Origin of the sequence: Vibrio sp. J2-3(2022) (assembly GCF_021725735.1) — a bacterium.
GTDB lineage: Bacteria > Pseudomonadota > Gammaproteobacteria > Enterobacterales > Vibrionaceae > Vibrio > Vibrio diabolicus.
Genome location: NZ_JAKKCK010000001.1, coordinates 701,741 through 716,848 on the forward strand (window position 1 = coordinate 701,741; position 15,108 = coordinate 716,848).

The window sequence follows — 15,108 nt, forward strand, 5'->3', positions numbered from 1 at the left end:
ACTTTGGGTACCGATGCGGTGCCGTAATAACTATTACGCAGACTGAAAGTCCTTCACTAGGGTCGGCTTGCTAGCGAAGAAAATTTTGCCAAACAGAGACTTATACTTCCATCCAAGAGACAACAGTCGTTTTGCTAAGCTTTTGTTTTCAATGATAGCGACTTCAACGCCTTGGTAATGGTATGGATTGCTTTTAATGTAGTCGATAAATGCAGTAAGCACGCCTTGCCCGCGAACGGAGGGCGCAAAGTTGACTGCAACAATGGAAAAGCGCTGACTGCCAACAGGGCAACGGACAAAGCAGTGTCCAAGCGGATGAGTGATGGTCTCGGAAAACTCAGGAAACGCGCGAGACTCTAGTTCTTGAGAAAGCGCATCGTATTGCTGACATAAATGATAAAAAAGTTGTTTCGCTTCACTGTTCATCTCGGTGCCGCTTACTTATAACTTGGTTTAAAGGCTTTGATTTCAAAAACATTGTAACCATAGGCAGCAAGATAAAATGCGGTGAACTTTTACAGTGGTGATTTCCTATTTTTGAAACCTAACTTGTTACAAATGAAGTTGATTGGTTTTTATATGGTACGTGGGGATGAGTGTTTCTAGTTGAAGGAAGAGTACGCTGGTTACTGGATTCTTACCTGAGTTCCTGTATTAAAAGGAGAACCACTTGGTTTAATGCCGCTCGTTTAACTACGAGTGGCATCTTTTTATATTTCGTCATCTTGTACAGCGACGAAGGTGCGTGATATAGGATCTTCTATCCTAGCTCTTTATGGTCAAAATTGTCTCTTTAACCACTCAGCACGTTGCTATTAGATTCCTAGTCTCGCCAAGGCTCGCTGGAATGACACAAAAACATCGTTAAGCTGTTGGCATTAAATCACTTGGTCCGTTTTTGCTTATTCTTGAGGGCTTAACTAGGCATTACTCTAAGTGCTTAAATTGCAATGCCACAAGTCGCTGATACAACTCACAGCTTTGCATTAATGATTGGTGGTTACCAACATCGACTAACTCGCCATTGTCGAGCACCGCAATTTTATCCGCATGTTGGATGGTCGAAAGACGATGAGCAATGATCAGCGTTGTGCGTCCTTTCATTAGAGCTTCAAGTGCTTGCTGGACGTGATGTTCACTTTCACTATCAAGGGCGCTAGTAGCTTCGTCTAGCAGTAAGATTTTTGGATCTTTTAGAATCGCGCGAGCTATCGCAATACGCTGCTTTTGTCCGCCCGACAGCCTAACGCCGCGCTCGCCTAAAAAGCTGTGATAGCCTTCGGGAAGCTTCTCAATAAACTCATGGGCATGGGCTTTTTTCGCGGCTTCGATAACTTGTTCATCCGTTGCTTCAGGATTACCGTAGCGAATATTATGGAAAACATCATGGCTAAACAGCGCTGGCTGTTGTGGTACGAGCGCCATTTGACGTCGAAGCTCGTTTGGATCGAACTGTCGAATATCTTCACCACCAAACAACACTTGCCCTTGCTGCGGGTCGTAAAAGCGTTGCAGCAGTTCGAATAGTGTTGTTTTACCTGCACCAGAAGGGCCAACCAACGCCAATACTTTGCCTTGTTCTGCGGTTAGATTTAACTCTTTGATAGCTGGTTGATTTGGGCGAGAAGGGTAGTTGAAACTCACCGAATTAAAGTTAACCTCAGCAGGCATATCCGGACGGACAGGCAAATGGTTGCTTGGCGCTTTAATATCGCTGTCTACTTGAAGAATCTCAATCAGTCGCTCGGTAGCACCTGCGGCTCTTTGCAGTTCACCCATGACTTCGGAAATGGTTGCAGTCGATGAGGCAACCATAATGGCGTAAAACACAAACGCTGCTAGGTCACCCGCAGACATCTTTCCGTGAATCACATCGCTGCCGCCAACCCAAAGCATGCCTGCAATTGCGCTAAACACAATCACAATAACGCCAGAGATCAGGATCGCGCGTTGTTTTACTCTCTGTCTGCCCACTTCATACGCTTTTTCCACCTCGACAGCGAAAGCCGCTCGTTCATGTGGCTCTGAGCTAAAACTTTGCACGGTTTTAATATGTTCTATCGCTTCACCTGCGTAGCTGCCGACATCGGCCATTGAGTCCTGACTTTGGCGAGAGAGCGCACGCACGCGTCGTCCATAAAACAAAATCGGAACCAAAACCAAAGGCACAGAAGCTAGCACAATCAGTGTGAGCTTAACGTTGGTGGCAAACAACATTATGATGGCCCCAAAGCACATCAAAGCGCTACGCATCGCCATCGAGAACGATGAACCAATAATGCTTTGCAGCAACGTGGTATCGGTAGTCAGGCGCGACATAATATCGCCGCTACTGTTGTTCTCAAAATAGCTCGGATGCAGCGTAATCACATGGTTAAACACCGCAAGGCGAATATCCGCACTAACGCGCTCACCTACGGAAGAGACAAGGTAAAAGCGAAAGAACGTCCCAATGGCAATACACAGTGTGACACCGACAATAAACTGAATCGCATTGGTGAGCTCTTGCAATGATTGCTGTGCAAACCCTTGGTCGATAAGAATACGTACTCCATAACCAACGGATAACGTTAAACTTGCTGTTGCGACAAGTGCAACCAAGGCCGCTGCAACCCGCCATTTATAGGGTGCAATAAAGGTGTTGAGTTTAAGAAGAATGCTGAGATTTTTGTTATTTTTTCGGCTCATGAGTGACTCACAAAGCGTTTTAGGTAACTGGCATAGTAAGCCAGTTTTGTAGGGGAGACCAGCGAACTGCCGCATTCAGATTAGGAAGTTCACTGGGATAGCCAATATTGCATCGAAAATCACTTAAACGTCTAAGAGACGAGAATCAGCTTTTAGCTAGGAGGGGGTTAAGCACGGCTTTTGGCGAGTAGCAGGTCGACCTTTCCTTTTGCTGTTTTACTAACCGTTTGCATCAACTGAAAACTTGGCTTAACGATACCTGAGTTTTCTAATCCTTCGACCATTAAGAGCCAAAGCTTGGCCGTCATTTGTGCATCGGCTAGTGCGCGGTGAAAAACACCGTCGTTGTCGATATTTTTATAGCGAACAAGTTCACCTAGCTTGTGTGACGGAGCATCTTGAATGAGCCGTCTTGCCACCAGTAAGGAGCAAGCAAACTCACCTGAATAACCACAGTTGATTCGCTCAAGCTCTGCATTTAAAAATCGTTTATCGAAAGACGCGTTGTGAGCGATAAGGTTCTCGCCAGCAATGAACTCACTAAATGACGCCATTACCTCTTCGCAGCTTGGTGCCGAACGTAACATATTGTTGGTAATGCCGGTATAGTTCTCAATGAAAGAGCTCACTCTGAAACCGGGATTCATGAGTTGCTGAAAACTATCAACAACCTCGCCATCGACTAACTTTACCGCACCAATTTCTATTGCGCGATCACCTAAAGTAGGAGAGAGACCTGTGGTTTCAAAGTCGAGTACGACCACAGAGTTTGCTTGAGGCATAAAATTTTCCAGCTGAGTAATATTGCGCAAGAGTATTATCGAAAGCGACAGAAAAAGAAAGGCGAACGCAATGGTGAATATCTGTTTATCTTTACTCCACAAAGTCAGTGTTCGTCGTCCACTGTTTATGGACAGGTACGTTCTGGCTTACCCATCGTGGCTTGCGCGTTAGCCTTATATCTCAAATGTTTTTCGGCCTTTTGACTCATTTCAATTGAGCATTAAATTTCGATATAAAATACTGATTATAAATTGATTTTATAAATCCACTTCGGCATCATTCACGGCTTGATTTTGAAGATGAATGTCATCACGGCAAAAAATTAGAACAACTTATAATGCGAGGCTAGGGAACGATGGAACAAATGAAAAATCACTATTTAGAGATACCTGAAGAAAGAAAATTGCGTATTTTTCGTGAAGAAGACGAACGTTTCTACAGCTTTTGGGAAAAAATGCTTGATGAAAAGCAGTCCTTTTATCAACAACCTCTCAAAAGAATGAAAGGCGACGCTTGGTATTCGCTTGATGCATTCTTCACTGCTTCAGAATACGGACAACATCAGGCCTCGCCAGCTTATATAAAAAGAGCACTCGAGTTACTGAATAACGTGTACTTGCTGGCCAATCATTCAGACCAAGTTGTTGAGTTCTCCGTTGGGCACCGACATTTTTCGGAAGTGGGTAACCGTTCTGTTGCAGGAGGAACAATGGATGCTTGGTTGGATGAAATCTGTTTAGCGATGGCTGCGAGAGATTGGCGCTGCGTAGAGCTGATGACCATCATGGATGAGTCATTAGTGTCTATAAAGACGCCGTTTAATGTTGCGCTGGTCGAATTCGTTAGCGGTGTATTTGGTAATTCATCAGCGTTGCCTGAGCTATTGCAAACTGTGATGGAGAAATCCTCCCCGCAATACTTAGAGTCAACCAGAGTGCCATATGTCCATTCTTTGTTTATTCCATTTGTGAATGTGTTTGTTGCCATTATCGATGGCGATGAGGAACACTATCAAAAAGCACTAAGAGATGCGTTAGAGGCGCATTACCAGTTCTACATGAATGAAGATGTTCGTTATTCGCCAAAAGGGAATGTTTCTTTGAAACTGATTGGTCTTGCTGCATTGGCATACGATAAGTATGGCTGGACAATTCCAGAAACCGCATATTTGCCGAAATGGCTCGTTTACGGTGAACATGATCTTTGTTCTAAATAAATCATTCGGAGTCTGCGCCCAAGCCCATTCGGATGTTCTGCACGGAAGCATACACAGAAAACATGCCGCGAAAAGGTTGTTTTTTAATCGACCACTCGGTAGTAAGGCATAAACTTATCAATATGCGAGCTTACTAACACGCCATACGTGACACTTCATGTATTCTTAATTGAAGCGAAGAAGAGGATTTATCAATGTCAAAAAGCTCCAAGCTTCACAATGAAGACAAACTGGTTAAGAAGGCACTAGAGATTGGTGGGAAGATGGCGAAACTACAAGGCTTTGACCTTCCACAGTCACCACAACCTCTGAGAGTAAAAGCGATTTACCTATTCTTGGTCGATGCAAAACAGATAACGCCACTACCGGAAAGTAAGCTAGACGGCGCAAGCATCAAGCACCGACTGGCAGTATGGATACACAGTGCATTGCCAGACAACGACCCTCTAAAGTAGAAAACTCAAGAAGTCACATAGGTCGTTACTTAACACAGGCCATTAATTAACAAGGCGAGCCAAATGGTTCGCCTTGTTTGATCTTGGCAAGTGCAAAAAGGTCTCCTCGAGTTTCGGTATCATTGATTTACAAAACAGAATCAAAAGGACTAAAGATAAGTCCCAAGAAGCGCTACAATGAACGCGTTGCGAGAGTGCAACCAAGAATACTCATTTACAGAAGCCTTGAAGTAACCATACATGTCTAAAGATTTCGAATTCACTACAGAATACATACTCGACAAACCTTTCTTTGCTGAGTGTTATGATCAAACTAGCCAGCCAACGAAGTTTCCACAGGCGTACCTAAAAGGGATACTGTTTCTTATCTTTGGTGTGGTCTTATTAGAGTTTGAACTGCTACCTAACGGTTACGTAGGTTGGTTCTTTATCGTATTGAGTGTGATTGAAGCGTGTAGCGTTTATTTCAAAAGAACTTGGTGGCTGTGGCGTCAAACCATCAGCTCAAGTCGCGGCAGTAAAGTGGTTTTTGAAGTGAATGCAGATGGCGTGCGCTACAAAAGCGGTAAAGTTGACCGCAGCCTCGCTTGGAATGAAATCGACCAACTGGAACAAACTGATTTGGGCTTTATCCTTCATCTTGGTAAACAGCGCCAATACATCAGCAAATCCTGCTTAAACGAAGAAGTGATCGCGTTTATGGTAGAGCAGCACGCGGCATCGGAAGCGAGCTAAAAATCCTAAGATCAAAAAAGGCGAGCCAAGTGGTTCGCCTTTTTTGATCTTAGGATTTGGTATTCATGGGGTAGCCCTAATTCAGACTCAAGGTCTGAATCACTACACTCGATGTTTCAGTTGGGGCATTCCAGCAGGGTAAGCGAGACTAGGAATCTACTTACCACGCGTCAGGATCTTACATAAAAGAGCAAATATTTAGGAAGTCATTGAAATGATGTCAAGTAAGAATTCATAAAGAAGACGAATAAAAATATCTATGCAATCAATTAAATATCGTTTTTGAAGATTCTAAAACTTATCTGTATGGTGTGCGGATTATTGTGAATCACTACTTAGCAAACTTAGTTGATTAGCCTCTACGGTTAAATGTGACCCACAATTAAAGGGAGCATAGCCACATCATTTGATATCAATCAATTTAATATTAGGGTGTTAATGATAGTTTCCGCGTCGATATTTACGGTTGGATTTTTTAGGTTGGATGACAAAGGAATCTAAGGTGGAATTAGCTCAGAGGTGAACTCTAAATTGTCGTTGCGCTGTACATAATCCGACCGATTTTTAACATGTAAGACTTTACTAATGAATATTACAACTCTTCACAATGACCTAGGTGTAGCTGGCAAAGTTACTCTTTCCAAAACTGCATACCCAATTGAAGCATTGCTAAAAGTAGCGTATGACTTCACTGGCGAATTCTACGTATATATTGGTGAAAACGGTGAGAACTACGAAGTGAACATCGCTTTTGCTGATAACCGTAATCCATCTGCAGATGATGTGGTTGCTACGTGTGGTCGCTTCATGAATGAAGTTTGTGACCAAGCAGTTCGCCAGATCGTTCTAAAAGAAACTGGAGCTATTCGTGAAGCTATCGTATCCGCTGCGTTTGCTGAAGCAGCTAAGGGCATCGATAACAAACCAACTCAAGTACCTGGCGTTAATTATAAGTACAAAGATGATCCGCTAAACATCTTGGCTCAAAAAGGTTAGTTATGAGTTTCACACTATCTTTGACAACTTGCGACATGTCAGCTATCAGCGACGCACGCAAAGCATTTAAAGAGCACACTAAGGTTGATGTGCAGAAAAACCAAGGCACTGTATCTCTTGATTTCCAAGTGAACCAGGAATACGGCCCTGAAGAGAAGCAACAAGTAATTGGTTCTTTTCTTAACTACGTTCTACAAGCTACGGCTATTAAAAAGTTAAGTATCGATCATGGCTAAGTTCTTACCATTATCCGAATTCACTGATGCGGAAAGTTACCGCTTGATGCCTTTCAAGCTATCACGCTTCTCGGAAGAAGAGCACCTTATCAGTAATGACTTTGGTGAATGGATGCTCCTAAGCAACGAAGCGTTACAAGCATTGGTTAATAACCAACTGGTCCCAACATCAAAGCTTTACCGCGAACTGAAATCGAAGCACTTCATTTACAGCGGTGACATAACGCTAGGTATGGAAATCTTGGCATCTAAGCTAAAGACCAAGAAAGACTTTATTGTCGGTTTCAGCAAACTTCACATCTTCTGTATGACGCTACGTTGTAACCATAGCTGTTCTTACTGCCAGGTTAGCCGTAAGACAGAGAATGCGGACAAAGGTTGCTACGACATGAGCGATGAAGTTCTCGAACGCTCTATCGACATCATGCTGCAGAGTCCATCTATGTCCGTCACTATGGAATTCCAAGGCGGTGAATCTCTACTAGCTTTAAACCAGGTTAAGAAAGCGGTACTACTGGCGAAAGAAAAGAATGAGCACGTAGGTAAAGAAATCGTATTTGTTATCTGCACGAATCTTACGAACGTTACTCGCGAAGACCTTGAATTCTTCAAAGAGCATAACGTAGAAATCTCTACTTCCCTTGATGGTCATGCTGCGCTACACAACCTGAACCGTCCTACGTCGGGCGGCAATAGCTACGAAAAAGTGATCCGTAGCTTTGATATGGTTCGTGAGATGTATGGTGAACTTCGCTTGTCTGCACTTATGACGACAACCAAAGAATCACTCAATTACCCGAAAGAGATTATTGACGAGTACGTTCGCCAAGGCCTACACCAAGTCTTTATCCGTGAACTTAACCCGTACGGTTTCGCGGAGAAAGCCGCGCGTAAGATCGGCTACACAACAGATGAATTCCTACAGTTCTACAAGGAAATGTTGGATTATGTCATTGAAATAAATAAGAAAGGCATTCCTTTTGAAGAGTGTTTCGCTGGTCTAATTCTGCGCAAGCTTATGACACCTTGGAGCATTGGGTTTGTTGATCTGCAGAGCCCAACAGGAACCGGCTTCAACGTAACGCTGTACAACTACAACGGTAAGGTTTACCCAAGCGATGAATCCCGCATGATGGCCGAAACTGGCGATGATACTTTCTGCTTAGGCAATGTATTGACAGATAGCTACGAGCAGTTGTTCTTTGGTGAGCCAATGCAACTAATCGCGTCAGCAGCTTTGAACGAAGCATTGCCGGCTTGTAGCGATTGTGCATACGCACCATTTTGTGGTTCGGAGCCGGTTCGTCGCCTGCAGACTCAAGGTGATGTGGTTGGCCACCGTCCAACTGATTCATATTGCTACCGTAACAAAGCTATCATCCAGCACATTATTAACTTGTGGCTGAATGGTGATGCAGAAACAAAAGCAATCATGTTGCGTTGGATGCGAGGTTAATTGTGGAAAAGTTCAAAGTAGCGCTGAAGTCGGAGACGACTGGTATCCAGGGCGAACAACTAGGTTTAGCTGTATGCTCATGGTCTGACGATTATCAGGGCAAAAACGTACTGTACTACTACAAAGGTGGTGAGCTAGATCAAACGATGTTGGAGAAGGCTTCCCTTATTGTTACCAAACAACCAGTAGGCGAAGTAAGTTTACCTGTGGTCAAGATTGATTACGATTACTTGGTAGAAGGTTCAGTACTGCAGATCGCACCAAGTGGTAAAATCCGCGTGATGTTTAACCCAGAGTCGGGCAACAATGCGCTGTTCGTTACGGACGCGTGTAATAACTATTGTGTCATGTGTCCGCAACCACCTAAGCCGGTCTCAATTGAGCACTGTACTGATTACTTGTTAGAGATTATATCTCTGATTCGTGAATGCGATGCACCAGAATCACTTGGGATCACTGGCGGTGAGCCGACAATGATTCGCGAAGGCTTGATCGAGGTGATTAGCAAAGCATCAGAGAAATTTCCCGAAACAGTTATCCAACTGCTATCAAATGGCCGTTTCTTTGCTTACCGCGACTACACGAAAGAGCTGGGCGCTACGACTAAGAAGTTGTTCGTAGGTATCCCGCTGTTCGGCGCAACTTCAGATATCCACGATTACATTGTTCAAGCCAAAGGCGCATTTGAGCAAACTATCAATGGTATTTATGAGTGTAAGCGCCAAGGCATCGAAGTAGAATTGCGCGTCGTTCTTCACAAACATACTGTAGAAGAGTTGGACCTATTAGTTGAGTTTATTCATCGCAACTTACCATTCGTGAACCACGTAGCCCTAATGGGGATGGAGAACATGGGTTTTGCGAAGATGAACTACAAAGATTTGTGGATCGATCCGGTTGAGTATAAAGCAAAGCTATCCCGTGTGGTTGGGATGCTCACTCTGTTTGGTATGAACGTGTCTGTCTTCAACCTACCGTTTTGCCTTGTCGATCCATCAATTTGGAATCATTGCCGTCAAAGTATTAGTGATTTCAAAACTGCGTACCACCCATCTTGTGAGTTGTGCAGTATGAAGCTGGAATGTGCCGGTTTCTTCTCATCAACGAACGAAAAGTTCTTGTTAACAGATACAATTAATATCGTGCCAGTGGAGGCATAATGAAACTACCATCTCTAAAGAAAAGTGGTGATAAATCACCTATTCATAAAATCAAAACTCTAGTTACCAGCGTTCTAGCAGCTACACTATCTTTTGGTGCAGCAGCAGCGCCAGCAAGTACGCCAATCACTGAAGCTAGTTCTATCCTATCTACTCTACAAGTAGACGGCCAAGCGCGTGTGATCAACCTAGCTCCGACTGAAGGTGAGAACCTACTAGCGGCACATTACAGCCACCGTTCTCACTCCAGCCATAGCTCACACCGTTCGCATAGTTCACACAGCAGTCACTACTCATACGTGTACTAATCAGTTATATAGATACAGTTCAAGTTCTAAAAGAATGAAGGGAATGGTGGCTTAGCTGCCCATATAAAAAAGGCGAACCAAACGGTTCGCCTTTGTCGATTTAGAGACTACAAAAATTAATCTTCGTAGTTATCGATGCTTGGGCACGAGCAGATTAGGTTACGGTCGCCGTATACGTTATCTACGCGGTTTACTGTTGGCCAGTACTTCCAAGATTTGGTCGCTTTAGAAGGGAAGCAGCCAAGCTCGCGAGAGTAAGGACGGTCCCACTCTTCAGCAGAAAGGTCAACTTGCGTGTGTGGTGCGTTAACAAGTGGGTTGTTATCCAGTGGCCATTCACCGTTTTTCACTTTTTCCATTTCTTCGCGGATAGCGATCATCGCATCACAGAAGCGGTCTAGCTCTTCTAGATCTTCCGATTCCGTTGGCTCAACCATTAGCGTGCCCGCCACAGGGAACGACATAGTTGGTGCGTGGAAACCGTAGTCCATTAGACGCTTCGCAATGTCTTCTTCGCTGATGCCTGTTTCTTCTTTCAGTGGACGAATGTCGATAATACATTCGTGCGCTACACGACCATTTTTGCCACGGTAAAGAACAGGGTAGTGTTGGCGAAGTGTTTCCATCACGTAGTTTGCGTTCAGAATTGCTACTTTTGTTGCATCTGTTAGGCCTGCTTCGCCCATCATTGCGATGTAAGCCCAAGAGATAGGTAGGATAGAAGCGCTACCCATATCTGCTGCTGATACTGCAAAATCTTCACCTTCTACGCCGTCTTCAATATGGCCTGGTAGGAAAGGCGCTAGGTGAGATTTCACACCGATAGGACCCATACCCGGACCGCCACCACCATGTGGGATACAGAAGGTTTTGTGTAGGTTTAGGTGAGAAACGTCTGAACCGATGAAGCCTGGTGATGTTAGACCAACCTGTGCGTTCATATTAGCGCCGTCTAGGTAAACCTGACCGCCAGCGGCATGAACCATTTCACACACTTCTTTCACTTTCTCTTCGTAAACGCCGTGCGTAGAAGGGTAAGTGATCATAATGCTTGATAGGTTGTCTTTGTGCTTCTCGATTTTCGCTGCTAGGTCGTCGATGTCGATGTTGCCTTCTTCATCACACTTAACCACGACAACTTTCATTGACACCATAGATGCTGTCGCAGGGTTAGTACCGTGTGCAGAGCTTGGGATCAAACATACGTTGCGGTGACCTTCGCCACGGCTTTCGTGGTAGCGTTGAATCGCGATAAGACCTGCATACTCACCAGATGCACCAGAGTTTGGCTGAAGTGAGAATGCGTCGTAGCCTGTGATCTCACAAAGCTTCTCTTTTAGATCTTTCGCTAGTGCTGCATAGCCCGCCGCTTGTTCTGCTGGCGCGAATGGGTGGATAGAACCAAACTCAGGCCAAGTGATTGGGATCATCTCTGCTGCTGCGTTCAGCTTCATCGTACAGCTGCCTAGTGGGATCATGCCATGCGTTAGCGAGAAGTCTTTGTTCTCTAGCTGTTTCAGGTAACGCATCATTTGCGTTTCGCTATGGTGCGTATTGAATACAGGGTGAGTCAGGTATTCTGTTGTGCGGCGTAGCGCTTCTGGAATTGCCGCAAACTCGTTGCCTGCGATTTCCGTCGATAGTGCTGCTACGTCTTCTTTTACACCAAAGACTGCAAATAGTGCTTCTACATCAGCGACCGTGGTTGTTTCGTCACAGCTAATACCTAATTTGCCAGGTAGTAGACGTAGGTTGATGTCTGCTGAAAGTGCTTTTGCGTAAAGCTCTTCTGTTTTTGAACCTGTGTTGATGGTGATGGTATCGAAGAAGCTGTTATGAGCAAGTTCAAAGCCGCCTTTGGTTAGGCCAGCGGCGATAATCGCAGTCATATGGTGTGTACGGCGAGCAATAGTGCGTAGACCTTCTGCGCCGTGGTAAACCGCGTAAAAAGACGCCATGTTCGCAAGCAATGCTTGAGCGGTACAGATGTTTGATGTCGCTTTTTCGCGGCGGATATGCTGCTCACGAGTTTGCATTGCCATGCGCAGTGCTTGGTTACCGTTAGTATCGATAGAAACACCGATAACACGACCTGGCATGGTACGCTTGTGTTTGTCACGCGTTGCCATGAATGCCGCGTGTGGACCGCCGTAACCCATAGGAACGCCGAAACGTTGTGCAGAGCCAATTGCTACGTCTGCGCCCATTTCACCAGCTGGCTTCAATAGGGTAGAAGCAAGCAGGTCAGTCGCAACAGTGACAAGCGTTTTGTTTGCTTGCGCTTTTGCGATGATGTCCGTTAGGTCACGAACTTCACCTGTTGTGCTTGGGTATTGAACTAATGCACCGAACACGTCTTGCTCTGGTAGGGATTCTAGCGAACCAACCAGAACTTCAAAGCCGATGAATTTTGCACGAGTTTTTACTACTTCTAGTGTTTGTGGGTGAACATCGTCAGCCACAAAGAATACGTTGCTCTTGCTCTTACCTGCGCGCTTACACAGAGTCATTGCTTCTGCTGCCGCTGTTGCTTCGTCTAGCAATGAGGCGTTCGCGATTTCCATACCAGTTAGGTCGATGATCATTTGTTGGAAGTTTAAAAGGGCTTCCAAGCGACCTTGAGAAATTTCAGGTTGGTAAGGTGTGTAAGCGGTATACCAGCCAGGGTTTTCTAGCACGTTACGTAGAATGACGTTTGGAGTAAACGTGTTGTAGTAGCCCTGGCCAATGAATGTACGTTTAATTTGGTTTTGTTTAGCAAACTGCTTCATCGTCACTAGCATGTCTGCTTCGCTTTTCGCTTCTGCCAACGTCATTGGTTGTTCTAGGCGAATTTGTGCAGGCACGGTTTCTTCGATGAGGGCGTCAAGGCTTACCGCGTTGATGGCATCCAACATTTTTTGTTGGTCTGATTTGCTTGGTCCGTTGTGGCGTCCAACGAACTCATTTTGTGTGCTGAGGCTTTGAAGTAATTCAGTCATTGTCCTTTACCTACTCCTTGGCTCGGGTAACGGAAATGGTCGTTAGTGACACATTTAATTATACGTCCGAACCTAGAAAAAAAGCTGCTCTCTAAACAGGCTAGGGAACAGCTTTCGTCACATCCTAATTACTCTTCTTCGATAGAGTTTAGGTATTCTTCCGCGTCTTTTAAGTCATCCAACTCAGATGGGTTTGAAAGCTTCACTTTCACAATCCAACCACCTTCGTACGGTTCTTCGTTGATTAGCTCTGGGCTGTCTTCTAGTTCTTCGTTGATTTCTACGATTTCACCGGTAACAGGAGAGTAGATATCTGACGCTGCTTTTACAGACTCAACCAAAGAGAAGCTTTCACCTGCTTCTACTTCGTCTTCTACGTCTGGTAGGTCAACGAATACTACGTCACCCAACATTTCTTGCGCATGCTCAGAAATACCAAGTGTTACTGTGCCGTCACCGTTGTCACGTACCCACTCGTGGCTATCTGTAAACTTCAGTGTTTTGTCCATTGCTTAATCTCCAAATAACTTGTCAGGAATTATTGTGATTTTTAAAAAATCGTTTATTGGTAAAGAGGGAAGCGACTGCAAAGTTCTTTTAATTCTTTGCGAACGCGTTTTTCAACGTCTGCGTCACCTTCTGGGTTGTTCACCAAACCATCCAGCACGTCACCTATCCAATTACCGATGAGTTTGAATTCTTCAGCGCCAAAGCCGCGGCTTGTACCCGCAGGCGTTCCTAAACGGATGCCCGATGTAATCATAGGCTTCTCTGTATCGAATGGGATGCCATTTTTGTTACATGTGATCCCAGCACGTTCTAGAGCTTCTTCTGCTTTGTTGCCTTTCAAGCCTTTAGGGCGAAGGTCAACCAGCATTAGGTGCGTGTCTGTGCCACCAGTTACAATGTCGCAACCGCGAGTTTGCAATACTTCCGCTAGGACTTTTGCGTTATTGATCACCGAATCAATATAAGTTTTAAATTCAGGGCCAAGCGCTTCTCCAAATGCAACCGCTTTTGCTGCGATAACGTGCATCAGTGGGCCGCCTTGTAGGCCAGGGAATACGGCGGAGTTGATTTTCTTAATGATGTCTTCGTGGTTAGTAAGAATCATACCGCCGCGAGGGCCACGCAATGTTTTGTGTGTTGTGGTTGTCACAACATGCGCATGTGGCAATGGGCTAGGGTGTGCACCTGTTGCGATAAGGCCAGCAATGTGCGCCATATCGACCATAAGAATTGCGCCAACTTCGTCAGCGATTTCACGGAACTTAGCAAAATCGATAACGCGTGGAATAGCACTGCCACCCGCGATGATCATCTTTGGTTTGTGCTCTACTGCAAGTGCACGAACGTCGTCGTAGTTGATTTCTAGTGTTTCGCGATCAACGCCGTATTGAACTGCGTTAAACCATTTACCAGAAAGTGCTGGGCGTGCACCGTGTGTTAGGTGGCCACCAGCGTCCAAAGACATGCCAAGAATGGTGTCACCTGGTTGAAGAAGAGCCAGTTTCACCGCACCATTTGCTTGAGCGCCTGAGTGAGGTTGAACGTTTGCGTATTCGCAATTAAAAAGTTTTTTCGCGCGTTCGATAGCAATGGCTTCCACTGTATCTACGTGCTCACAACCACCGTAGTAACGACGACCTGGATAACCTTCAGCGTATTTGTTTGTTAGGCATGTGCCTTGAGCTTGCATTACCGCTTTAGAAACAATGTTCTCAGAAGCGATAAGTTCGATTTGTTCGTTTTGGCGAGCGGATTCCGCCTGAATTCCAGCAAAGACAGCATCATCTGTCGCAGAGAGGTTGGTAGAGAAAAAGTTTTCCAAGCTGTGGTTAGGGTAACTCTTATTCATGGTAGTTGACCTTCCAAATCTTAAAATGAACCCGCAATAGATGAATTATGATTTGCGGTTGTGGTTCATTTGTCCTCAAAACAGCTGAACTGCATAGCAGAACAGAGTGAACATCCGGCCCTAAATGTGGGCAAAAACTCCGTCGGATTGCGTGTTTCCTTTACCAATCTCTTACGGAAATATGCATCTCTACATCTAACAAGTTGGTAACATAGCGCCTGCAGCGGGAACAATCA

General features: G+C 45.0%; 14 protein-coding genes. 8 read left to right on the top strand and 6 right to left on the bottom strand.

Features of this window, described 5'->3' with window-relative positions:
* Positions 1-33 precede the first annotated feature (33 nt).
* From L3V27_RS03025 to L3V27_RS03035, 3 genes are all read right to left on the bottom strand, one after another.
* On the bottom strand, positions 34-426 hold the full coding sequence (locus L3V27_RS03025) for a hypothetical protein (protein WP_104970657.1): 393 nt from the start codon (positions 424-426) through the stop codon (positions 34-36).
* Between the two features lie 501 nt (positions 427-927).
* Positions 928-2,688: an ABC transporter ATP-binding protein/permease gene (locus L3V27_RS03030; RefSeq protein WP_237310994.1), complete on the bottom strand. Its 1,761-nt coding sequence runs from the start codon at positions 2,686-2,688 to the stop codon at positions 928-930.
* Between the two features lie 167 nt (positions 2,689-2,855).
* The gene (locus L3V27_RS03035; protein ID WP_237310996.1) at positions 2,856-3,470 is read right to left on the bottom strand and encodes a 3'-5' exonuclease; all 615 of its coding nucleotides are present in this window, start codon (positions 3,468-3,470) and stop codon (positions 2,856-2,858) included.
* 356 nt (positions 3,471-3,826) lie between these two features.
* Here L3V27_RS03035 and L3V27_RS03040 point away from each other — a divergent pair, with 356 nt between their 5' ends.
* From L3V27_RS03040 to L3V27_RS03075, 8 genes are all read left to right on the top strand, one after another.
* Positions 3,827-4,687 (top strand): immunity 49 family protein, encoded by an 861-nt coding sequence (locus L3V27_RS03040; RefSeq protein ID WP_104972539.1) that lies wholly within the window; start codon positions 3,827-3,829, stop codon positions 4,685-4,687.
* A gap of 194 nt (positions 4,688-4,881) precedes the next feature.
* Positions 4,882-5,142 carry a DUF5062 family protein gene (locus L3V27_RS03045; protein ID WP_005376453.1) on the top strand — a complete coding sequence of 87 codons (261 nt, stop codon included), beginning with the start codon at positions 4,882-4,884 and terminating at the stop codon, positions 5,140-5,142.
* 240 nt (positions 5,143-5,382) lie between these two features.
* Positions 5,383-5,877 carry a YcxB family protein gene (locus L3V27_RS03050; protein WP_237310998.1) on the top strand — a complete coding sequence of 165 codons (495 nt, stop codon included), beginning with the start codon at positions 5,383-5,385 and terminating at the stop codon, positions 5,875-5,877.
* Between the two features lie 585 nt (positions 5,878-6,462).
* Positions 6,463-6,873, top strand: a complete 411-nt coding sequence (gene hxsD / locus L3V27_RS03055; protein ID WP_237310999.1) for a His-Xaa-Ser system protein HxsD — start codon at positions 6,463-6,465, stop codon at positions 6,871-6,873.
* Between the two features lie 2 nt (positions 6,874-6,875).
* Complete coding sequence (locus L3V27_RS03060; protein ID WP_025523441.1) at positions 6,876-7,109, top strand: hypothetical protein; 234 nt, start codon at positions 6,876-6,878, stop codon at positions 7,107-7,109.
* Positions 7,102-8,565 (top strand): His-Xaa-Ser system radical SAM maturase HxsB, encoded by a 1,464-nt coding sequence (gene hxsB / locus L3V27_RS03065; RefSeq protein ID WP_237311000.1) that lies wholly within the window; start codon positions 7,102-7,104, stop codon positions 8,563-8,565. The genes L3V27_RS03060 and hxsB overlap by 8 nt, the downstream gene beginning before the upstream one ends.
* A 2-nt stretch (positions 8,566-8,567) precedes the next feature.
* Positions 8,568-9,725 carry a His-Xaa-Ser system radical SAM maturase HxsC gene (hxsC, locus tag L3V27_RS03070; RefSeq protein WP_104025930.1) on the top strand — a complete coding sequence of 386 codons (1,158 nt, stop codon included), beginning with the start codon at positions 8,568-8,570 and terminating at the stop codon, positions 9,723-9,725.
* Positions 9,725-10,033 (top strand): hypothetical protein, encoded by a 309-nt coding sequence (locus L3V27_RS03075; RefSeq protein ID WP_237311001.1) that lies wholly within the window; start codon positions 9,725-9,727, stop codon positions 10,031-10,033. The genes hxsC and L3V27_RS03075 overlap by 1 nt, the downstream gene beginning before the upstream one ends.
* A 116-nt stretch (positions 10,034-10,149) precedes the next feature.
* Here the strand turns inward: L3V27_RS03075 and gcvP are convergent, their stop codons facing one another.
* The 3 genes from gcvP to L3V27_RS03090 all read right to left on the bottom strand — a co-directional run bounded on the left by gcvP (position 10,150) and on the right by L3V27_RS03090 (position 14,872).
* Positions 10,150-13,014: an aminomethyl-transferring glycine dehydrogenase gene (gene gcvP, locus L3V27_RS03080; RefSeq protein WP_237309288.1), complete on the bottom strand. Its 2,865-nt coding sequence runs from the start codon at positions 13,012-13,014 to the stop codon at positions 10,150-10,152.
* Between the two features lie 128 nt (positions 13,015-13,142).
* On the bottom strand, positions 13,143-13,523 hold the full coding sequence (gene gcvH / locus L3V27_RS03085) for a glycine cleavage system protein GcvH (protein WP_046876056.1): 381 nt from the start codon (positions 13,521-13,523) through the stop codon (positions 13,143-13,145).
* A gap of 53 nt (positions 13,524-13,576) precedes the next feature.
* Entirely contained in the window at positions 13,577-14,872 is a 1,296-nt protein-coding gene (locus tag L3V27_RS03090; protein ID WP_237311002.1) for a serine hydroxymethyltransferase, read from the bottom strand.
* Positions 14,873-15,108: the final 236 nt, after the last annotated feature.